Origin of the sequence: Streptomyces sp. NBC_01689, assembly GCF_036250675.1 — a bacterium.
In the GTDB taxonomy this organism is placed as follows: domain Bacteria; phylum Actinomycetota; class Actinomycetes; order Streptomycetales; family Streptomycetaceae; genus Streptomyces.
Genome location: NZ_CP109592.1, coordinates 1,044,857 through 1,066,244, shown reverse-complemented (window position 1 = coordinate 1,066,244; position 21,388 = coordinate 1,044,857). Strand labels below are relative to the sequence as shown.

The 21,388-nt window shown below is 68.0% G+C and carries 18 protein-coding genes and 2 pseudogenes; 11 read left to right on the top strand and 9 right to left on the bottom strand.

Features of this window, described 5'->3' with window-relative positions; all coding sequences use genetic code 11:
- Window positions 1-741: 741 nt before the first annotated feature.
- Window positions 742-879 (top strand): hypothetical protein, encoded by a 138-nt coding sequence (locus OG776_RS04370; RefSeq protein ID WP_329319038.1) that lies wholly within the window; start codon window positions 742-744, stop codon window positions 877-879.
- A 46-nt stretch (window positions 880-925) separates the two neighbouring features.
- Here the strand turns inward: OG776_RS04370 and OG776_RS04365 are convergent, their stop codons facing one another.
- Genes OG776_RS04365 through OG776_RS04355 form a run of 3 tightly spaced genes read right to left on the bottom strand, consistent with a single transcriptional unit; the run spans window position 926 to window position 3,392 of the window.
- A complete protein-coding gene (locus tag OG776_RS04365) occupies window positions 926-1,516 on the bottom strand; it encodes a TetR/AcrR family transcriptional regulator (RefSeq protein WP_329319036.1) in 591 nt (196 codons plus the stop codon).
- Between the two features lie 49 nt (window positions 1,517-1,565).
- On the bottom strand, window positions 1,566-2,921 hold the full coding sequence (locus tag OG776_RS04360; RefSeq protein ID WP_329319034.1) for an MFS transporter: 1,356 nt from the start codon (window positions 2,919-2,921) through the stop codon (window positions 1,566-1,568).
- Between the two features lie 57 nt (window positions 2,922-2,978).
- Window positions 2,979-3,392 (bottom strand): hypothetical protein, encoded by a 414-nt coding sequence (locus OG776_RS04355; RefSeq protein ID WP_329319032.1) that lies wholly within the window; start codon window positions 3,390-3,392, stop codon window positions 2,979-2,981.
- 34 nt (window positions 3,393-3,426) lie between these two features.
- On the opposite strand from OG776_RS04355, the gene OG776_RS04350 reads away from it, so the two are divergent.
- Complete coding sequence (locus tag OG776_RS04350; RefSeq protein ID WP_329319030.1) at window positions 3,427-3,837, top strand: RacP protein; 411 nt, start codon at window positions 3,427-3,429, stop codon at window positions 3,835-3,837.
- 384 nt (window positions 3,838-4,221) lie between these two features.
- Here OG776_RS04350 and OG776_RS04345 read toward each other — a convergent pair.
- The 4 genes and pseudogenes from OG776_RS04345 to OG776_RS04330 all read right to left on the bottom strand — a co-directional run.
- A pseudogene (locus tag OG776_RS04345) lies at window positions 4,222-4,665 on the bottom strand (transposase); the annotation flags it as partial.
- Between the two features lie 437 nt (window positions 4,666-5,102).
- The gene (locus tag OG776_RS04340) at window positions 5,103-5,651 is read right to left on the bottom strand and encodes a hypothetical protein (RefSeq protein ID WP_329319029.1); all 549 of its coding nucleotides are present in this window, start codon (window positions 5,649-5,651) and stop codon (window positions 5,103-5,105) included.
- An 8-nt stretch (window positions 5,652-5,659) separates the two neighbouring features.
- Window positions 5,660-6,169 (bottom strand): hypothetical protein, encoded by a 510-nt coding sequence (locus tag OG776_RS04335; RefSeq protein WP_329319027.1) that lies wholly within the window; start codon window positions 6,167-6,169, stop codon window positions 5,660-5,662.
- A gap of 1,110 nt (window positions 6,170-7,279) precedes the next feature.
- On the bottom strand, window positions 7,280-8,056 hold the full coding sequence (locus OG776_RS04330) for an alpha/beta fold hydrolase (RefSeq protein WP_329319025.1): 777 nt from the start codon (window positions 8,054-8,056) through the stop codon (window positions 7,280-7,282).
- Between the two features lie 54 nt (window positions 8,057-8,110).
- Here OG776_RS04330 and OG776_RS04325 point away from each other — a divergent pair, with 54 nt between their 5' ends.
- The 5 genes and pseudogenes from OG776_RS04325 (at window position 8,111) to OG776_RS04305 (ending at window position 13,536) form a co-directional block, all read left to right on the top strand.
- A complete protein-coding gene (locus tag OG776_RS04325; protein WP_329319023.1) occupies window positions 8,111-8,524 on the top strand; it encodes a MarR family winged helix-turn-helix transcriptional regulator in 414 nt (137 codons plus the stop codon).
- Between the two features lie 269 nt (window positions 8,525-8,793).
- Window positions 8,794-9,172 (top strand): annotated as a pseudogene (locus OG776_RS04320) (transposase); the annotation flags it as partial.
- Between the two features lie 263 nt (window positions 9,173-9,435).
- Complete coding sequence (locus OG776_RS04315) at window positions 9,436-11,535, top strand: MMPL family transporter (protein ID WP_329319021.1); 2,100 nt, start codon at window positions 9,436-9,438, stop codon at window positions 11,533-11,535.
- A 43-nt stretch (window positions 11,536-11,578) separates the two neighbouring features.
- Window positions 11,579-12,850: a sensor histidine kinase gene (locus OG776_RS04310; protein ID WP_443077197.1), complete on the top strand. Its 1,272-nt coding sequence runs from the start codon at window positions 11,579-11,581 to the stop codon at window positions 12,848-12,850.
- 50 nt (window positions 12,851-12,900) lie between these two features.
- A complete protein-coding gene (locus tag OG776_RS04305; protein WP_329323650.1) occupies window positions 12,901-13,536 on the top strand; it encodes a response regulator transcription factor in 636 nt (211 codons plus the stop codon).
- A gap of 405 nt (window positions 13,537-13,941) precedes the next feature.
- Here OG776_RS04305 and OG776_RS04300 read toward each other — a convergent pair whose 3' ends face one another.
- Window positions 13,942-14,097, bottom strand: coding sequence for a transposase (locus tag OG776_RS04300; protein ID WP_329323648.1), 156 nt, complete (start codon window positions 14,095-14,097; stop codon window positions 13,942-13,944).
- Window positions 14,098-14,806: 709 nt separating this feature from the next.
- On the opposite strand from OG776_RS04300, the gene OG776_RS04295 reads away from it, so the two are divergent.
- The 4 genes from OG776_RS04295 (at window position 14,807) to OG776_RS04285 (ending at window position 20,201) form a co-directional block, all read left to right on the top strand.
- The gene (locus tag OG776_RS04295) at window positions 14,807-17,344 is read left to right on the top strand and encodes a DUF6531 domain-containing protein (protein WP_443077195.1); all 2,538 of its coding nucleotides are present in this window, start codon (window positions 14,807-14,809) and stop codon (window positions 17,342-17,344) included.
- 5 nt (window positions 17,345-17,349) lie between these two features.
- A complete protein-coding gene (locus OG776_RS42350; RefSeq protein ID WP_443077194.1) occupies window positions 17,350-17,919 on the top strand; it encodes an RHS repeat-associated core domain-containing protein in 570 nt (189 codons plus the stop codon).
- 1,532 nt (window positions 17,920-19,451) lie between these two features.
- Window positions 19,452-19,655: a hypothetical protein gene (locus OG776_RS04290; RefSeq protein ID WP_329319019.1), complete on the top strand. Its 204-nt coding sequence runs from the start codon at window positions 19,452-19,454 to the stop codon at window positions 19,653-19,655.
- A 189-nt stretch (window positions 19,656-19,844) separates the two neighbouring features.
- Window positions 19,845-20,201: a hypothetical protein gene (locus tag OG776_RS04285; protein ID WP_329319018.1), complete on the top strand. Its 357-nt coding sequence runs from the start codon at window positions 19,845-19,847 to the stop codon at window positions 20,199-20,201.
- Between the two features lie 95 nt (window positions 20,202-20,296).
- Here the strand turns inward: OG776_RS04285 and OG776_RS04280 are convergent, their stop codons facing one another.
- On the bottom strand, window positions 20,297-20,863 hold the full coding sequence (locus tag OG776_RS04280) for a hypothetical protein (RefSeq protein WP_329319015.1): 567 nt from the start codon (window positions 20,861-20,863) through the stop codon (window positions 20,297-20,299).
- Between the last annotated feature and the right edge of the window lie 525 nt (window positions 20,864-21,388).

The following is a 21,388-nucleotide window of genomic DNA, read 5'->3' as shown; positions in this document are numbered from 1 at the left end:
GATGTGTGCGTCACCGGTTCAACCGGTGAGATCATGGCATCATCATGCGTAACCGGTCAAGCAGGTGACGCAGGAAGGTCGCCCGGCCGCCGACGAGGAGGGTGGCGGCGAAGGCCGGCGGGGGTCGTGCGGGAGGCGGCCGTCAGGGATGCGGCCGAGCGGCGGCATGTGACGAGAAGTCATCTCGGCGCCCACTGGGGCGAGTCCGCTCGGGGGGCTCGCCCCAAACGTATATGAATGCTTGACCATGCAATGGAATGTGTTGGCCAATTCACTTGCTGATCATTCTGTGCGAGGAGTATGGCACTCCCTGCCCGGCATTCCCATCGCTTGCGAGGTGTGTCGGCGGCCTCCGGGCCGATGCTCCTGGGTGACCGAGATCGCACCTGTGCGGGTTGCCGCGCTGTCGGCTCCTGGACCGCGCACGCAGCCGGAGGGCGCCGTCGCGGCCCTTGCGCACGGCCTTGGCGGACGGAACGGCCTGCCGCACAGGCCGCTCTCGCGGAATGCCGGGCGATCTGCGCCGACGTCCGCGGGGAGGCCGGGCCGGCGTTACCGGCAAGGGGTGAGACGGCACGGGCGGCCCGGCCTCCGCTTCCTGGCCACGAGGCACGGGCCGCGGAAGGTGCCGAGCGGTGTGCTCGCGCGGTGCGCGGCGAACGCCGGCGTAGCGGTCGCCGCTGATACGGGAACCGGCTCACGCCCCGCGAGTGCGAAGTGGTGCGACTGCTCGTACGGGGTATGTCGAATCGTCAGGCAGCCGGTGACCAGGCGAGGTCCTGCACCGTCGGCGCGCAGCCGAAGTCGGCGATGGGCGAGTACGGAGTGACCACGGGGACGGTGTGGGCCGTGATCGTCAGCCGGTCGGATCGCGACTGAGGTCTACCTGTCCCCGCCTGCGCCCTCGGCGCCGGGCGCAGGTAGGTCACGGAGTGCCCGCGGCCGGTTGTGCCGCGTCGATCAGGACGGCCGCCGCGGCGCGGGCGGTCGTGGCGGCGGACAGGTCGCGGTCCATCCGGGCCGACTGTCCCGCCCCGTCGTACAGCAAGTGCAGCTGCCGGCCCAGTACCTCGGGGGCGGCGTAGCCGGATGCCGCGGCGAGTTCGGTGAACAGGCCGCGGATCCAGAGGCGGTAGTCGTCCGCGACCCGGCGAATGAAACTGTCCTCGGCGGTCTCGGCGGTGGCCCGTACGAAGGCGCAGCCGTTGTATGAGGGGTCGTTGATCGCCTCGTCCAGGGCGTCGAAGACACCGAGCAACTGCTCGCGCGGGGTGCGGAAGCGGTTCAGGGCCGTGGTGATCCGGTCCCTCATCCGCGCGAAGCGCAGCTCGAGGTAGGCGCAGACCAGCCCTTCCTTGCTTCCGAAGGTGTTGTAGAGGGATGCCTTGGCCACCCCGGCGTGCTCGATGACGCGGTCGATGCCGACGGTCTGCACGCCTTCACCGTAGAAGAGCTCGTTGGCCGCTTCGAGGAGCCGCTCGCGTGCGGACGGCTTGGTCGCGGTTCTGGTCGCCATGGCCACACCTTTCAGACAGACCTGTTCATTGTAGTGCCGGAGGTTTCCGTCATACCTCTGAGGGCTGGGCCACCGGGGCCGCCTCGGACGGGATGTCCTGGGAACGCACCACCGTCACCCGCTGCACCGTGTCGACCTGGCAGCCGCGGGTCAGCAGTCCCGCCAGGGCAGCCAGAGCCAGCACGATGACGGCGATGCCGTACTCCCGGGAGGTCTGGACCAGTCCGCCGCCGTGCACGACCAGGACGCCGGCGATCACGGCCGGCACGCCCAGGCCCACGTAGCACACGACATACAGCAGGGACAGGACACCGGCGCGCTCATGCGGCTCCACCTGCGGAATGACCAGCCGGATGCCGCCCTGGAACCCGCTTCCGAAGCCGACGCCGGAGATCGCGCCGCCCACGAAGAAGCCGATCACGGAGAGCGAGCCGCCGGTGCCCGAGCCGATCGAAACGAGGGTGATCGTCACGCCGACGACCAGGGTGCCGATGCTGATGAGCATCATGGTCCGGGTCGCCGCGCTGCGCATCGCGATGACCGAAAGGCCGGCGCAGCCCGCGATGACGAACAGCGGCAGTCCGCCCCAGACGACGGAGTCGGAGTGCACCAGGGTCCGGGTGATGGCCGGGCCGAGTGCGCCGTACAGGCCGGCCAGAGCCCATACCGCGAAGATCACAGGTGCGGCGATGGCCACCGACGCGCGGGCGGACCTGGGCAGCTTGAACTCGGGAACCATGCTGGCCAGTGCGCCCGGCTTGCGGGTCACCGTCTCGTTCAGAGCGAGTACGCCCAGCCCCTGTACGACGAAGACACCGAGGAGCACCACGTAGACGAGATGGGTGGGGGCGGGCAGGTACTGCACGATCAGTCCCGAGGCGAAGGCTCCGCTCGCAGTTCCCATCGTGGGGGCGAAGGAGTTCAGGAAGCTGCCCTTGCGTGCGTCAATGTCCAGCATTCCGGCGCCGAGCGCGCCGACTGCCGCGCCGGTGCTCAGACCTTGCAGGACTCGGCCGACCAGCAACGTCGCCACGTCCCCGGCGGTGATGAACACGACCATCCCCAGGATCTGCACGAGGAGGGCCATCAGCAGCACCGGGCGCCGGCCCACCTGGTCGGAGACCCTGCCGAAGACCAGGAGGGCGGCCAGGACGGCCACCGCGTAGGTGCCGAAGACGATGGTGATGGTGATGGGGGAGAAGCCCCAGTGCTGCTGGTAGATCGCGTAGAGCGGGGTGGGGGCGCTGGACGACGCCAGCAGCGATATGAGGATCGATGCCAGCAGTCCGATGGAGGCCTTGGGCCCGAGACCGAGGACCCGGCGCCGCGGCGCCGCGTGCGCGCCGGACGCCTTGGCCGGAGTACTCGGCGAGGTGGGCGGACGCGTGGAGGATGCGTGGCTCATGGGTCTCTTTCCGGATACGGCTGAGCGGACGTCATCATGTTAGACAGACCTGTCTGTCTAATGCGGCCCGGGAAAGGGTGATGTGTGTCGCAGCGACCTCATGTGCGCGGTCCGTTGCCGTGTGTGCCGGGGAGCCGGCGCCGCCTCCCCGCTCCCCCCGCCCAGCAGTTGCTCGAACGGCACGGGATGGCGGCACGGGTCCACGAGTGCGGGCGGCTCCCTGCCGGCGGCCGCGACGGCGATTTCCCGGGCCGCTCGTGCCACGCGCTCGAGCAGCGCTCCCTCGGTGGTGGTCAGTGAGCGCGGTGCTTCGCGCGTCGCCGCAGGCGCGGTGATGATCAGTGATTTGAGCTGGTTGATGGTCTGGGTGCGGGCCTTGATGGCGCTGCCACATACCACGCGGAGTGTGCGGATTGCCTCGACCGTGCCGTCGCGGTCCTTCGGGGTGCCGTTGGCGCGGCCGGAGAGCACCGCGGTGGCGGCGGCGTAGGCGTCGACATAGGCGATGGGGCGGGGTGTCCCCGCTCACGTCCACGCCGAAGCGATCCTCAGCGCCCTGCAGGAGGCCCGCCCCGCCGGACTGACCGTCACCCAGCTGATGGCCGCCACCGAACGCACCCGCGCGCAGATCCACACCGGGCTCGCGCACCTGCGCCAGGTCGCCGCCGCGCGTGGTCTGCCGCCCGTGACCTGGGACAGGAAGTGGGGATATCGGCTGCTGGACGACGCGCCGGAGGTGTGGATCGGCTACGAGCGGGCTTTCTTCGGCACCGTGCACCACCGCGTCGCCAACTTCATCGCCGGGATCCTCCTACCGCACCAGACCAAGACCCCCGACGACCCCTATATCCGCACCGTCATGGCGCAGATGGGCGCGATCGAGTCCACCCTTCAGCTGCTGGCCAACCTGGAGTGAACCAGAGCAGGAAGGCAGGCAACAGGCCGCGACCGCACCGCAGTTGGCTCCTGACCCTCAGATCGCGGCCCCACCCTCGTGATGCTGCCGAACTACCGCTACCCCTCCGACACCAGTGACGTGGAATGGTTCCTGCTGGAGCCCCTTCTCCCCGTTCCCGCATGCCAGACCCCCAAGGGTGGCGCCCCGGAGAAGTGGCCCCGGCGCCGTGTGGTCGACGCGATGGGCTCCTGTGCTGCTGAGTTGAGACGTCGAACACCTCACTCAACGGCACGGGAGCCCTGCTCGTTGCGCACCTCGACCCCGCACCACCCCGTCACCCGATCAGGCACCACGCTGAAAACGCTCAGTGTTTTGTCCCGGCGAGGTTGTTTGGTTCGAGGTTCAGGTGTCGCGCCAGTTGGGGGTGGATTCGCGGGTGAGTCTGCGGCTCATCAGGTCGGTCATGGCGATGTGGATCATGGCTTCGGAGCGGTGCGGGTGGGTTTCGTAGTCGCGGGCCAGGCGGCGGTGATGCATGAGCCAGCCGAAGGTGCGCTCGACGATCCAGCGCCGCGGGATCACCTTGAAGCCTTTGACGCCCGGCTTGCGTTGGACAACTTCGACGTCGATGCCGAGTCGGACGCCGTGGTCGATGGCTTTGGTGCGGTAGCCGGTGTCGGCCCATGCTTTCGTCACGCGTGGATGAGTGGCGGCCATGTGGGACATCAGGTGTATGCCGCCGACGTTGTCGGAGACGCTCGCCGCGGTGACCCAGACCGCCAGCAGCAGGCCGAGGGTATCGACCCCGATGTGGCGCTTGCGGCCTGCGATTTTCTTGCCGGCGTCGGGCAACACCTCGACGTGCTCGAGGATCATGTATCCCGACAAGGAAGTCCCGGCAGCGGCGCACGAAGTCGTGCGGATCCGGGACGGCGCCGGACGCGGCGGTGACGAACACGGCCAGGCAGTCGCCCCCCCTCTGGATCCCTGGTGATAACGCGCACGGGGTCCGCGACGTCACTCCGACAGGCCAGGATCGCCTCGATCTCCCCGAGTTCGAAGCGGTGACCCTTGACCTTGAACGGCGCTGGCGCCTGTGTCTCAAGCCACACGCGGCGCACGACGATCCCAGGAAGATCCTGGTACGTGGTGCTCGCGGGCACCATCGGCCAGCACCGCCTTGCCGATGCCGGAATGTTGCGCGCCGACCGAGCCGCCTCGCTTCCCGCAGCCGCACCACCATGTGGTCCGTGTCAGCCATCGTCAATATGCCCCGACAGGGATCAGCTTCCGCTGGCAATCTTCTCCGCGTCCTTGTCCGCCTTCGCCAACGCCGCTCGCGCGTCGGCTGCGTCCTTCCGTGTCGTCGCGTCGGGGGCGGACGGGCTCGTGCCGTCCATGGCGTACTGCGTGATCTTCGCGTTGGCTTCCCCGTTATTCGAACGCCACTGTTCGAGGAGCTTGGTCGGTTCGTTGTCGGCGGTGAAGTAGGCATCCGCTTTGTCGAAAGCTGTCTGCTTCATGTCCAGACCGACGGTCGCCTTCTGGTACCAAACAGTGAACTCTGGTGTGCCGGTGACGTCTTCGCCCTTGGCGAGGAAGGTGCGGAAGTCCTGGTCCTCTTTCTCCAGGACAGCTGCGGCCTTCTTCCGGGCCTGCGTCGTGGGCAGCTTCTTGGCCGCAGGCTTGGCTGGTTGGCTGCTCGCAGCAACCGCGTGGGAAGCCGGGGCTTTCGGCTTGTCGTTGGTGATCGCGGGGCTGCTGCTGGAGCAGGCAGAGAGACAGGCGGTGAGTAGCAGGGCGGCGGCGCTGGCGGCGAGGTGTCGTTTCATGGTGTGCCTCAGCTCAGCCTGTTGGCGGCGGACTCGTACGCGCCGGCCTGCTTCGGCGTGAGGTAGTGCGACACGCGGACTACGACGGTGCCGTGGACGTAGTCGTACTCGGAGAGCGCAGGCATGCCCTTGGTCACGGCCTGGATGTACTTGGCCCGGGCCGCAGCATCGGCGGGCGAGTCGAAGGCCTCGATGGCGCCGCCGCGGCTCACGTCGCCCTTGTCGGTGCCCGTGACGTCGTCGGCGGAGATCTGGCTGTCAGTGAAGGTGATCTTCGACGTGTACTGGTTCGGGCGGCCGAGGAGTTCGTTCGGGTCGTTCTCCGCCGTCACTGTGCCGGACAGCTTCGCCGTGCTGATCTTGCTGGACAGCTGAGAGAAGGCACCGGCGGCGTCGAGGGGCTTCGTGTCGGCGCCGCCGCCCTTGTCGTCGGAGTCGTGGCCGGTGGCGATGCTGCACGCGGTGAGCGCACCAAGGAGGAGCGCGGAGGCCGCAGTGGCGATGAGCGTTCTGTTCATCGCGCGATCATGACTTATGTGAGGTCCGAGTGGTGATGATGTGACTGTTCTGTGACGGCATGTTCGGATCTGGAAGTCAACCGGCAGCCTGAACTGCCGCCGCAGGCACACCAGAAGGCGGTAGCATCCCGCACCGCATGCGACGTTTTCGGGTCACCTGGGTAGTTTGTGATGGGAGTTCGGCTGTCAGGCGGTCTCGGTCCATGGAGGCTGTCGGCGCCGCTGCTCCCGGCAACAGGCGGCCTCGTCAGCGGGATCTCGTCCCTGCTCAAGGGGCTGATCTACCTGATTTGGTTCGAAGTGATGCTCTGCTACTGGCTGTTCATCGGCGGCTGGTGGCTGCTGTGCACTGTGTACTGGGAGGCGCCGCGAGCCGGGTACCGGTGGTGGCAGAGGCGCCGGGCAGCCGCGCTGGGTGTGCATTGACCTGACACGGAGGAGCGCGCCCCGTGGATCCTTTCGGTGCGGCGGGTGGCCGTACGGTCAGGCGCTGGCCCGGTACGGTCCCCACCCGGCACACATCATGGGATTGGTCGGGCGGTCCTCCACTTCCACGGGCAGGTCGGACCAACGAGATGTGTGATGCCGAGGTCCAAGCGGCAGCGACGCGGTAGTGGCCGTCGCGGAACCGCGGCCGTCCGTTGCAAGTGCAGATTGTGGTGGGGAAGGGCGATGCGGTCACGGCGGATCTTTTCCAGCAGTGCCGCGCAGTACTTGGAGCGGCGCGCTTGTCGTCGAGGACGATGCGGATGGACCCGCCGTGCTGCCGGGTCTCGCCGGCAGAGCACGATGCAGTCGGCATCGTCATCGTTGACGTGGTGGAGTATGCCGGCGAAGGTCCTCGTTTTGAGATCTTCGAGCCTGTTAGGGCGGAGCGCTGGTGACCGAGGCCCTGTGACCGGGGTCCTGCCTGACCGTGGCGCCCCGTATGTCCTTGTTCGCCTGATGTGTGAGACGGGTCGGGTGCGAGAAGCTTCAACCCGACGCGACAGCCGGGCGCTCAACCTGCCCAGACTCCGCCCCCTCAAGGGGTCCGTCAGCAAGTTGACGGGCCCTCATGAACGATCGAGTCTAGAACCCGCAGGTGAGGACGAGCCTAGCGGAGTCCTATCAGGACTTCGCTAGGAATGCGTCGATGGCCGCCCAGGTCGCGTCCGGGGCCTCGAGGTGCGGGAGGTGTCCGGCTTCCGGGATCTCGACGAACTGCGCGCCGGGCACCGCATGCGCGACGGCCCGCCCGTATGCCGGGGTGACAATCCGGTCGCTCTCGCCCCACACCACCAGCGTCGGGACGTTCACCGCACCGAGCCGACCGAGTAGCGTCGGGTCGCTCATGCTCGTGCCGGCGACGGCGGCCATCGTGCGTCCGTTCGCCTGCTGGATCGCGCGCTGCTCATCGGTGAAGCCGCCTGGGTCGACGTATCCGCGCGCCGGGTCGTGCCAGGCGGCCTCGGCGAGCCCGCGGGCGTCGAGGGCGAAGAAGTCTGCGACGGGCTCGCCTTCCACTTCCGCTCCGACGCCGTCGATGTCGACCACGGCTCCGATCAGTCCTGCGTAGCGTTCGTCGTGGGCGGCCTGCGCCACCATCTCGAGTGCAATCCACCCGCCGATTGAGGATCCGATCAGGACGACGTCATGCTCTTTGTGCTCAAGCAAACGCGTGAGGTAGGCGGCCGCGAGCTGTGCAACCGAGGTGAGGGAGTCGGGGCGCGTTGTGCCGTCCCAGCCGGGATGTGTCGGCGCGAAGGCGTGCATTCTGGCGGCGAGGTGCCCCACGACGGGCGCGACGGTCCGGGGCCCGCCCCCGCCGTGCAGCACGAGTGCTGTGCGTGACTCGGGCGGGCCGGCCTGGATGACGGGAAGGTTCTCGGGCAGGGCGATGCGCATGATGCTCCTTGGTAAATAAGCATGTTGATATAAACCTGTTGATACAGTAGCAGGATGACGACCGACCTGGAAGCTCTCGGATTGGCGATCAAGCGGGCGCAGTACCGCAATCACCGCACGATGGATGCCGCGCTGAGCGAGATCGGGGTCAGCCTCGTCCAGTGGGATGCTCTGCGCGCCATCGAGCGGATGCCAGGGGCCTCCGGGCATGAACTCGCCGTCGCGACGTTCCAGAGCGATCAGGCGTTCGGCACCCTGGCGAGCCGACTGGTGGAGCGTGGATTCATCGTCCGCTCCGCAGGCCAAGGGCGACGCGTCGCGCACACCCTCACCGAGGCGGGGCACACCGCACTCGTCGAGGGCCGACAGTTGTCGATCGGCGTACTGCAGGACCTCTTCGCACCCCTCGACGACGCGCAACGCACCGAATTGCTTCGATCGCTGCGGAAACTCACCGAGGGCATGTGATCCGGCATCACGCGGCCCTAAAGCCAACGCCAATTTGCTTTCGGATCATGAGGGAGCGCCAGCATCAGCATGGCAGCAACCCAACCCGGTCCGCAGGTCGACAACCAACGCACTCGAACACAACCCGCACCTGCAAATCGGAGACCGGCAGTTGGAGAAGCGACTCAGCGGATGGTCGCGGGCAAGGATCGGTCCTGACAGCCCGCCCCAGTTCTTCGATGGCGTCCCGCTGTGTGGTGTAGGGGATCTCCGCGGTTGAGTGCGCGGGTTCTGGGCACCGCGAGAAGACGATGACCACGCAGGCTGGCGACCTGGAACTCGCCATCCCGAAACTGCGGGCCGGAGGCTTCTTCCCCAGCCTCCTCGAGCGTCGGCGGCGCATCGACCAGGCTCTCTACGCGGTCATCATGGAGGCATACGTCCACGGCGTCTCCACCCGCTCCGTCGACGACCTCGTCAAAGCCCTCGGCTCTGACACCGGGATATCCAAGAGCGAGGTCTCCCGGATCTGCGCGGACCTCGACGCTCTGGACCCGCCCGCTGGACCACATCCGGTTCCCCTACCTGTTTCTCGACGCCACCTACGTCAAGGCCCGCGTCGACCACCGCATCGTCTCCCAGGCGATCGTCATCGCCACCGGCGTGAGTGTCGGCAGTTGGCTCCGCTCCGAGGCATGGCGCAGATCCAGCGGACCCGGTACCCGGTGGAGCGAATTGCGCCGTAGACCCGCACGTGCTCGTGACGGGCGGCCCGCGTCGCCGCCGTCGCTCGGCATACTCCCCGGGGAGTACCAGGGCCCGTTCCGCACCCCTGGCAGTAACTCCGGGCTCCGCCCCGGGTCCGACGAAAAGCCGTGCCTGCCCCGGAAGTCTGGAAGTGATCAGACCGCCGGCCCGGAGGGAGGCCCACCATGGGGGCCCCGAGCACTGAGACCACATCTACCGCCGCGCCGCCGCCGACGCGAGGGCGGGGGAGGAGCCGGGGTGTCCGCGCGATCCCCTGGGCGGTGCTCGCGCTGTGGATCGCCGTACTGGCGCTGGCGGGCCCCCTGGCCGGCAAGCTCGCGGATGACCAGCAGAACCGGGCAGTGGACTACCTTCCGGCGAGCGCAGACTCCACACTGGTGGCCCGGCTCCAGGACGCGCTGCCTGGCGGCGAGGCCACCGAACTCGTGGTTGTCTACCACCGCGACGGCGGGCTGACCGCCGCAGACCGGGACAAGGCCGCCGCTCAGATCGCCGGTGTCGCGCGGGCGCACCAACTCACCGGCGGCGCGCCGCACGCCGCCCTGTTGCACGGGGACACGCTGACGTACTCCGTGGCGAGCACCGAGCCCGGCCAGGACGACGGGGCCAAGGACGCCTTCGTCGCCGACGTCCGCGACCGTGCCGAGGGCGGTGGCGGGCTGACCGTCCGTGTGGGCGGACCCGGCGCGCTCGGCACCGACATGCAGGAGGTCTACTCCTCGCTCGACGGGCCGTTGCTGTGGACCACGGTGGCCGTCGTCGCCGTCCTGTTGATCCTCATCTACCGCAGCCCCCTGCTGTGGCTGCTGCCTCTGCTCGTCGCGGGCGTCGCCGACGCCGCCGCGATGGCCGGCGTCCACGGACTCCACCAAACTCTCGGGATCACCGTCACCGGCCAGAGCCAGGGCGTGATGACCATCCTCGTCTTCGGCGCCGGCACCGACTACGCCCTGCTGCTTGTCTCCCGCTACCGCGAGGAACTCCGGCGCGTGCCGCGCCCGTACGACGCCATGCGCGCCGCCCTGCGCGGTTGCGGGCCCGCGGTCCTGGCCTCCTCCGGGACGGTGGCCGCGGGCCTGCTGTGCCTGCTTGCCGCCGACCTCAACAGCAGCCGGGGCATGGGCCCGATCGCCGCGGTCGGGGTGCTGTGCGCGCTGGTGGCGATGACCACCCTGCTGCCCGCGCTGCTGGTGCTGCTGGGACGCCGGGTCTTCTGGCCGCTGGTACCTGCCTACGGCAGCGAAGTGCCGCGTCCGCGCGGCCTGTTCGCGGCGATGGGCGGCTCGGCCGCACGCCGCCCGCTGGCCGTGCTCACAGGCGGCGCGGTGCTGCTCGGCGCGCTGGCGCTCGGGACCCTGGCGCTGCCCGGCAGCCTGAAGAACGACGACGCCTTCACGAGCGTGCCGGAGTCGGTCGCCGCCATGCGCACCCTCGCCGAGGCCGACCCCGCTCGCTCCGCCCAACCGATCACCGTCATGGCGCCCACCGGCCGGGCGACCGAGGTACTGGCCGCGGCCCGCGGCACCGAGGGCGTCGCCTCCGCCGAACGCGGGCGCAGCGGCGGCGGCTGGACGGAGGTGTCGGTGACCGCCGAGGCGCCGCCCGAGTCGCCTGGCGAGACCGCGACCATCCACGCCCTGCGCGCGGAACTTGATGGCCTCTACGGTGCCCACGTCGGCGGGCCGGGTGCCCAGCAGGCCGACCTGGCCGACACCAGTTCGCGCGACCGGTGGGTCGTCGTCCCGCTCGTCCTTGCGGCCGTGCTGCTGATCCTTGTCGTGCTGCTGCGCAGCCTCCTCGCGCCGCTGCTGCTCGTGGCGGCCGTGATCGCGGTGTGGGGTGCCGCCCTGGGGATCGGTGGGCTGGTCTTCGGGCCGCTGTTCGGCTTCGAGGGCACGGACCCGGGGCTGCCGTTGCTGTCGTTCGTCTTCCTCGTGGCGCTCGGCGTCGACTACGGCATCTTCCTCATGCACCGAATGCGCGAGGAGTCGCTGGCGGGAGCAGCGCCGACCGCCGCGGCCGTCACCGCACTGCGCACCACGGGAGGGGTGATCGCCTCGGCGGGGCTGGTACTGGCCGCCACCTTCTCGGTACTGGTCAACATGCCGTTGGTGTCGCTGGTCGAGATGGGCTTCGTCATCGCCGTGGGCGTCCTCCTGGACACCTTCCTCGTGCGCACCTACCTGGTCACCGCCGCGAGTGTCGCGCTGCGCGAGCGGGTCTGGTGGCCCGGGCGGCTGAGCCGGCCGCGCACGGGCCCGTGAACCTGTCTGTCCCGGTGCCGACCCCGTAACGGAAGATGGAGCCGTGTCGAAGCCGTCACCCCTTCCGCCCGCCGTCCACGCGCACAAGGACGCCGCCCTCGCCCTGGGCGTGCTCGTGCTGCAGAGCGCCATGGGCGCCCTCCTGCCGTCCGGACAGGGGCACCGCCCGGACGCGGCGGGATGGGCGCTGCTGGTGGTCACCGCGCTCGTACTGGCGGCCCGGCGGCGGTGGCCGATGACTGTGATGCTCGTGATGGTCGCGGCCGTCGCCCCCTACCACGCCATGGATAACCTCCACCTGGCCGTGGTTCCGGCCAGCATGGCGGCGGTCTACGCGCTGGCGGTCGCCGGGCCACCGCCGCGGACGTACCTCACCGTGGCAGCGGTCGTCGCGATCATGGCCGGGGTGATGTCGGCGACCCCTGACAGGCACGCGGCGACCGACATGCTGCGTAGCGGCGGCTGGGTGGTGGCGGTGGCACTGACCGGCGAGGCGGTCCGCATCCACCGTAAGTACGTGGCCGCCATCGTCGAGCGCGCCCAACGCGCCGAACGCACCCGCGAGGAGGAGGCAGCCCGGCGCGTCGCCGAGGAGCGGCTACGGATCGCCCGCGACCTGCACGACCTGCTGGCCCACAGCATCACCGTGATCGGCGTGCAGACCTCGGTCGCCGCCCACGTGCTGCTCGCCGACCCGGACCGACTGGACCGCACGGCCGTCGCCGGGGCCCTGGACAACATCGCTGGCACCTGCCGCGACGCCCGGGCGGAGCTGCGGGCCACCCTGCAGGTACTGCGCGGCGACGACGAGCGCGGCCCGCTGCCGGGCCTGGACGGGGTCGGCGACCTGGCCCGGTCGGCGGAGGCCGCCGGGGTGCGGGTGGAACTGGAGGTCGCGCCCGGTGCGGACGGGGTGCCCAAGGCCATCGGCGCGGCGGCATACCGAATCGTGCAGGAGGCCCTGACCAACGCGGTGCGGCACGCGGGCGGCGGCACCCGGGTCCGGGTCGGCCTCGCCCTCGACGCCGAAGCGGCGGCGTTGCACATCGCCGTGACCGACGACGGCCCCTGCACCGGGACACAGGCGCAGGCCCCGGAGCAGGACGGCAGGTGGCGGCCCTGGCGGGCCATGACCCCCGCCCTGCCGCGAGCGGAGGAGCCGGCCCCGGCCGGCTACGGCCTCATCGGGATGCGGGAGCGGGCCCGCAGCGTCGGCGGCACTCTGACCGTCGGACCCTGCCCGGAAGGCGGCTTCGCCGTCGCGGCCGTCCTCCCGCTCGCGGGCGACGGCGCGCTCGCGGGGAGCCCGGCGTGATCCGCGTCCTGCTCGCCGACGACCAGACCTTGGTCCGTGAGGCCTTCGCGATGCTGGTCGAGTCCGCCCCCGACATGCGGGTCGTCGGGCAGGCGGCCACCGGGCGGGAAGCCGTGGAGGCGACCCGCGCCGCCCGCCCCGACGTGGTGATCATGGACATTCGCATGCCTGACCTGGACGGCATCGAGGCCACCCGGCTCATCGCCGCCGACGACGACATGGCCGGGGTCCGGGTGCTGGTACTCACCACATACGACAGCGACGACCACGTCGTGCCCGCGCTGCAGGCCGGCGCCAGCGGCTTCCTCGTCAAGGACACCCGACCTGCCGACCTCCTCGACGCCGTACGCACGATCGCCACGGGCGAGGCACTCCTATCACCAGGGCCGACCGCACGGCTCATCGCCCGGGTCCTGCGCCTCCCGGAGGGCCCGCCGCCGGCCGGCCCGGCCCCGGAACGCCTCGCCACACTGTCCGCACGGGAGCGGCAGGTGCTCACCCTCGTCGCGCGAGGCCTGAACAACATGGAAGTTGCCGGGACGCTGGACCTCAGCCCGCTCACCGCCAAGACCCACGTCAGCCGGATCATGGGTAAGCTAGGAGCCCGTGACCGCGCCCAACTGGTGATCGCAGGGTACGAGTCGGGACTGGTCGCGCCCGGCGGGACGGCAGGGCGCAGCGGCTGACAGCCCAGACCAGGTCCGCGGCGACGGGCGAATGGTTCCGAGAGGCCGTCCGCCAAGTGCGTCAGAGGCCTCTCCCCGAGCACGCTGGATGGTCCCGGGTTCGTCGCTGTGTTCACCGCGGCACGGGCCGGCGAGCGGTGTCATGATGCTGCTGGGTGCCGGTCCTGCACTGCACACGGCACCCCGCGCCGTGCGCGGCTTCCCCCGAGGCTGCTATGTCGTGTCAAGCTGCTTGAGTAGGTTCCTCGATACTCCCCCTCTTGGTGCGGTCAGTTCGTTCGAGAGCCTTGAAGATCGAGCGGCAGATAACTCGCCTGAGGCCTCTCTGTGCGTCGCGAGGGGTCTTCCCCTCGGTGATTCTGCGGGCGATGTACGCCTTCGTGGCGGGGTCAAGCCGCATGCGGATCAAGGTGATCGTATGCATGGCACGGTTGAGTCTCCACTCCGGTTGAGGCGGTGTCGGTCGGTGAGCCCGGAGGAGGCAGGGATCGGCGAGACGCCGGCGAAGGACGCGAAGGCAGCTTCCGAGCGGAACCGGCCGTGGTGGGACCAGCTGACCAGGATCTGAGCTGCGGTGATCGGCCCGACGCCGAGCAGGCCGATGAGCTCTGGGGCGACCCCCGGACCAAGGTAAGGATCTCCTTCTCAAGGTCCTTGGCCTCAATCTGCAGGGCCTGGACTTGCTGGGCGGTGGATCGAAGGGCCCGTGCTGTCATCCGGTGCTCAAGGTCCTGGGCCGGGCGGTCCCGGAGCTGGGCACAGTGGGTGACCTGGGCCGAGCGTTTGAGTTTCCGCAGCTCGGCGCGGAGGTCGTCGGGCGCGGAGACGATCAGGGCCTTGTGAACCGTTCCGGGTTCGGTAGGGACTCGATCCTCTCAAATGATCGAGTCCCTACCGAACCCGGAACGGTTTAGTGCCGCTGGTCCGCAATCCACGCCCCCAGCGGATTCAACCGGGGTCAGGTTGGCTTGATCATGTCCGTGTGATCACAGACTTCGGGGGAACTATCCGGACTTTTATACGAATGCTGTGGCAACGTGCGGTGTTCCGGTGGTCGATGGGGCTGCCGTGATTTTCCTGTGGGGGGAATGTGCGCACGCGTGCTTCCGGCATGCCGATTCGGCGTGCCCGTAAAAAGTCCTCAGTTGTCGCTGTCGTGACGGCCGCTGCTCTTGCTACGGCTGCCCTGCCGGCAGCGACCGCTGTCGCCGCTGATGGCAAGGGCGGTTCGGTGTGGGGTAGGCACAGCCCGCGCTTCACGATGCCCGCGGTGAAGGTCGGTGCGAACCGGCCGGTGAAGTCGAAGCCGTCGAAGACTCCGACCGACGCGGCGTATCTGCCGTGGCTGCGCGAACAGCGCGCCCGCGCTGACGTCTTGGCCTCCGGCAAGGAGAAGACCGCGGCGTCGGCGGCCGGTGCGGCGGTCATGAACCTTGTGCCCGAGGGACAGGGCGATGTCCCCTGGCACCGCACCACCAGCTTTGCGATCACCGACGCGCTGGCAGCGAAGATCGACTACTCGACCGGTGACCTGATGCTGACCGGCACCGACTTCGACGTCGCCGGTGTGGGACAGCATCTGCGCCTGGCGCGGACTTACAACTCGCTGGACGCGCCCTATGGCAGCGTCTCGCAGCGCTGGTGGCAGCAGTACGAGCGCTACCTCTCGCTCTCCTCCAGTGAAGCGATCCTCTACGACGACTCGGGCGCGACCGTCCGCTTCAAAAAGAACAGCGACGGCACCTACACCACGCCGACCGGCTACTCGCAGGACCTGAAGAAGAACAGCGACAACACCTTCACGCTCACCCGATGGAAGTCGGGGTCCACGGAGACCTACGACACCAGCGGGAAGCTGACGAAGGTCACCGACCGCAACCACGGCACTATCACGGTCGCCCAGCACACCGGCGGCGGATTCAAGCTGACCGAGACCCGCTCGGGACGCTGGATCGACCTGACCAAGACCAGCGCCACGCTCTGGCAGGCCAAGGACAACACGGGGCGCGCCGCCTCCTACACCCTGGACGCGAGCGGCAACCTGACCGCCACCACGGACACTGAGGGCAAGACGGTCACCTTCGGCTACGACACCTCCAACCGGGTCACCAAGATCACCACAGCCGAGGGCCGCATCACCGCCTTCACCTACGACGACGTCAACCGCGTCACCTCCATGCTGCGCGCGACAACATTCAACGGTTCCGCCGATACCGGCCCGACGTGGACCTACAGCTACAGCTCGGCGTCCGCCACGGCCGCGGGCACGACGACGGCCAAGGACCCCGAGTTCCACTCCACCACGTACAAGCACGACGGCGACGGACAGGTCACTGACGTCACGGACGCCAAGGGCCACAAGCGGTCCACGAAGTTCGACGCCAACCACAACATCGACACCGCCACCGACGCGATGGGCTCGGGCACCACGCCGGGCAACGTCGTTGACTACGGCTTCAACTCCCGCAACAACCTCGACACCGTCACGATGCCCACCGGCGGCACCACCACCAACCACTGGCAGACCATCGCCGGCGGCGACGTCCCCAAGGACTCCACCAACCCGGACGGCGAGAAGACGGACTTCGGCTACGACACGGTCGGCAACACCACATCGGTGGCCCAGACCGGCACCGGCGGCGGCAGCGTCACCTACACCTACAACAAGTCGACCCCCACCTGCGGCGGCTTCGAGGGTCAGCGCTGCACCCAGCAGACGAAGATGTCGTCGACGAAGACGGTCACCACCGACTTCCACTACGACGCACAGGGCAATCTCGACACCGTCACCCCGCCCGCCCCGCTGGCCAAGACCACCTACACCTACGACGGCCTTGGCCGCACCAAGACCGTCACCGACGCCCGCGGCGAGACCGTCTCATACACCTACGACAACCGCGACCGCATCCGCATCGTCGACACCACCAACCACGCACGCGTCGAGTACTGGTACGACGGCGACGGCAACCTCCGCCAGCGCACCGATAGCACGGGCACGCTCTCCTACGAGTTCGACCCGCTGCAGCGTGAGACGGTCCGCCACCTTCAGGACGGTTCGCAGACTCTGCTCGCCTACACGCCAGCGGGCAACGTCGACTACTACACGGACCCGTCCGGCACGATCGACTACACCTGGAACGAAGTCAACAACCTCCGCCAGCTCAAGGACCAGCAGGGCCGGATCACAACGTACGACTACAACAACAACGACGTCCGTACCACCACCACCTACCCCGGCGGCACGGTGCAAACGGTCGACCCGGACAAGTCCAACCGGCCCACGAGCATCAAGGTGACCTCCGACCAGGGCACGCTGGTCGACCTCGCCTACACCTACGGGTATGGCACGAATGCGGCCACGGACGGCAGCAAGATCCGCACCTCCACCGACAACGTCTCCGGCCTCAAGCGCACCTACAGCTACGACAGCGCAGGACGCTTCTCCTACGCCAAGGAAGAGCAGAACGGCACGATCGCCGACTCCTGGCAGTACTGCTACGACCTCGCCGGCAACCTTACCTCCCAGGGCACCGACCCCGGCTGCCCGCGCGGCACCACGTACACGATTAATGACGCCCAGCAGATGACCGGCAAGTCCACCTCGACCGGCACCTGGTCCTACGACAAGATCGGCAACGAGACCGCCGCCGACTCGACCCCGGACTACACCCGCATTGGCGAGACACCGACCAGAGCGAACGCATCAAGCTCGGCGACACCGTCTTCCACAACGGCCCACTCGGCCTGTCCGCGAAGACCACCGCCGGGGCGGACATGGGATTCAACCGGGAACCCGGGGGCACCTTGAATTCCATGACGACCGGGGGCAAGACGTACTTCTACCTCACCGACGCGCTCGGCTCGGTCGTCGCCCTCGCCGACACTGACGGCAACAAGGTCGACTCCTACACCTACAGCCCCCGCGGCGTCCGCATCCTGGCCCAGTCCACCGAACCGGTCGCCCAGCCCTACCGCTTCGCCGGCAACTACCAGGACCCCACCGGCCTCTACCACGTCCAGGCCCGCTACTACGACGCCAACATCGGCCGCTTCACCCAGCCCGACCCCTCCGGCAAGGAACAGAACCCCTACCTCTACGCCGAAGGCGACCCCGTCAACCGCATCGACCCCAACGGCCTACTCAGCCTGGGCAGCATCGGGGACGGACTCGGCATCGCGACCATCCTCTACGAGGGATTCACCGGCGGAACAGGAGCGGCCGAGAAGGCAACCGCAGGCATGATCGCCGACATCGGCATCACAGGTCTCTGTGAAGCTGGAGCCGCGGTGTTTACCGGACCGGGTGCCGTCCCCGCCCTGCCCTACTGCATGACTATCGGCGCGGCCGCAGGCGGCTACATCGGTGCCACCTACAAAAGCTGACGGGTCAATCTCGGGTGCTGGAGCCTGTATTGCCCTGCGCCAGCACCCCGAGCTATCGAACGGAGAGAATGAGTGATCAGACCAGGAAGAGGGGCTCAGATCCTGCTCTTCGGCACGCTGGCTCTCGTCTGCGGTGCACTTCTTCTGGCCATCTCTTCCGGCGGCCCGGCAGGAGCGCTCGGGTGGCTGCTCATTGCGGGGGGTGCCCTCTGTCTGCCTGCGGGGCTGATCAGCAACAAGAAGGGGCGAGATTGATGTGGTCTCTTTCTGCCCCGCCGTTGCTGCAGGATGGACAATCAGCGCTCTTCTTCACCCTCGGATTCATCGTACTGGTAGGGGTCGCTCTGTTCCTCTTCGGCAAGAGGAACCGATGAGATCTCTCTGAGGCCATAGCGCAATCGCCGCCAGCGCGGCCAACCCAAAGGTACTCGCACACCAAGACACGTAACGCGGGAGCGAGCGATATATGCAGCGCTTCGGCTGGGAACTGCCAGCCGAAGCGCTGCTGCGAGTGGACCGCCTCCCATACGCCGAAGGCGACCCCGTCAACCGCATCGACCCCACTGGACTCTTCAGTTGGTCTGACGCGCTCGACATCGGTAGTGACATTTTCGGTGTGGTCACAGGATGCCTATCCGGAATTGCCGCAGCGTCCACGTCCGGAGTCACCGAATTTGCAAGCATTTTCGGACCAGCTGGCACTGTGGCGGCGGTTATAGGTAGCTGCGCTGTCGGAGGAGTCGCCGATCACTACGGGGCGGACATAATAGCCTACGGTTAACCGACGCCGCGATGGCTGGCGAGTCGGAAGTCATCTGAATCGTCGGCGGTTACGACCAGTGGCACGAAACTGCTTAGCAGCCTCCGCTGGAGATGAAAAGGAAAAGGATTGATCAATGCTGAGATTGAAGGTTGCAATCGCGGTGATGTTCCTGGTCGGGGCTGCTGCGATCGTACTGAGTGTGACCGGGAGTGGTGGTCACATACCGGTTATTCCACTCGTCCTGGGAATCGCTGCCGTGATCTGTGGAGCCATTCTGGCGGCGCTTATGATCCGCGGCCCCCGCAACTCATCGCCTAGATGAGATCAGGCAGTAGCCAGTCATGACGCCTAAGCGCTGTCCGGTAATCCCCAGTGGATCAGCGCGCGGCGTCAGATACTCGCCAACTACGACCTGGGCGAATTCCAGAAGTTGGCTGAGACGGCGGCAGCACACGGATCCGGTAGGCGCCGCCGGGTCGTGCTGGGAACCGCGGACCATGACCTCTCAAGATATCTTCCCGGAGACGAGACCTCGTCCTCGTGCCTTGCTGAACGGGGATTCGTAAATCGCCCAGCAGCGCTGCTTGCGGCCCGGGACCGCCTGCGGTTGCGGGATCCTGAACCGCGGAGTGTCCGCCAGCGGAGACCGGTCGGCAGGGGATCGCGGCTCGGGCCCTGCGATCTAGACAGTAACGCAATTTCGGGGTGACTCAGATCCGGGGTACGGCAGCAGTCGTACCCCGGACCCCCTATTCATTAGGGAGAAATCATGTCCGGCCTTGAGTCAAATGTAGGGCAAAAAGCCGCAATCCGACGCTACTTCCAATTCGCAACCGGACTGCTGCTCGTCGGAATCATTATCGGCATCGCGGCAACTTTCAGCGGTTTTCCGCGGGCATGGATCGGTGTTGCAATTATTTTTCTGATATGGGCGATGTTGGCTTCATGGTATAGGTCCCAAAAGAGCAAGTGAATGCGAGGGGCATCCCGGCGAGGCGGTCTACTTCGTCGGCAGGACACGAATGTCGCATAACTTCGACCGAGGAACTGGTAGCGGTGAGCTGAACCGGATCCTGTAGTGGCCCTGAAGCCCGGCATGTCCGCCTCGCTAGATCGGAGCGGACCCCGCGGCAGCTTGAGCTGAGCACGTCGGTTGGGCCTGTTGCACGCCACCCGCCCGTGCCGGGTGCGGGCCGCCACCGTGCGGGCCACGGGCGCCTCGCAGTTGGCCCTGGAGGCGGCAGGGAAGTTCGCGGAGTTCTGCCCTCGCCGGGTGGTCCTCACCAGGTGCGGGATCGACATGGTGTGGCTCGATGCGGCCGTGGCAGGGTGTGTGTCCACCTGGCTGAGCAGCGGTGGCTCGCCAGATGCGGGGAGCATGCAGATCCTGCGCGAGGGTGTCGCGGACCTGGACCACGTCGTGCGGGTGATCACCAGGGCAGAGGAACTGCGGTATACCCGGCGCTTGCGGGAGTTGGCCGTGCTCATCGTCGGCGACGAAGCTCCTCCGGCCGGCTGACGCGGGCCTGCGCAGGGGCCGCAAGCTCGTGCACGCTGCGCTGGATGCTTTTCCAGGGGTGGTGAATCGTCCCAGACACAGCACCAGGGCCCCTCTCACGCCGGCGCGATATGGGCACCCGGAGGCCGGCGGAGCAGGTGCAAACAGACGACCGAGGCGACGACGGTCCGCCGTTCGGAGGCGTCCAGGCGAGGGTCCATTTCGACAACGTACTGCTGCAACCCCATCCACGAGTCGATGGTGCTCACCGTGACCCGGCCGAGAATCTCCGGCGCTGGGCCCCCTTCCGGATCGGTCTCCGTGAGATGCCATTCGGCGAACAGGAGACCCGGCCGTGTGAGGAGTAGTTGGCGTCCCTGCTCCGACTGGAGGCCCAGCTGCCGGGTCTTGATGAGTCCAGAGGCACCGGCGGTGCCGACCTCCCGGTCCGCGGCGTCGGTGAAGCGGAATTCCACCGGCCCGAGCTGCTCGATGCCGACAATGAACTCACCGGACGTTTTCGTGAGGAGGGAGTACGTGTCGTCGGAGTACGTGACCCAGGCGAGCGGAGTCCCCTTCACGGTGGACACGGCCAAGGCGGGGCCCGCATACCTACGCCACCGTGAACGCTTCGGCTGCCGCACCACAACGGCTTCCAGCTCGAACAGACCGGGTTCCGTCATCGGTCCTCCTTCCCCCGCCACGGCTTCCCCTCGGTCGAGTACGTTCACTGTGACGGAGAACCTGCCCGACTCCCATCTCTCGGGCGGACATCGACGCCAACGGTTATGGCGCAGTCGACCTGGGGACTTGCACACACACTCTTCCCTGCCTGGGGCAGATCGCCCTGGGCTTGTGCCACCCGTCGTTGTGCGGTCTGAAGGGCTGTGCACGGCTCGGGGCGAAGCCGTCCGTCATCCGGCCGCTCTGTTCAGCGCGGCGCGCTCACATGGCCGGTGTCACGATGCTGATGGGTGTCCCGGTACGCACCGGACCGGGACACCCGATGCCGGGCGCGGCCTTCCCGCTCGAGCGCAAGCCCGCGCCCGCCCGACGCAGACCCCCGCCAGCGTCACGGATCGGGTCATCATCCCAAGCTCGTCGAGTTCCGCACACACGTTCCGCGGTGAGTTCGCTGGCCCTGCGGCGGGTGTTGTCGAGGGACGCTCCGAATTTGATCCGTTCGCCCGCGACGTCTTTCACCGTCT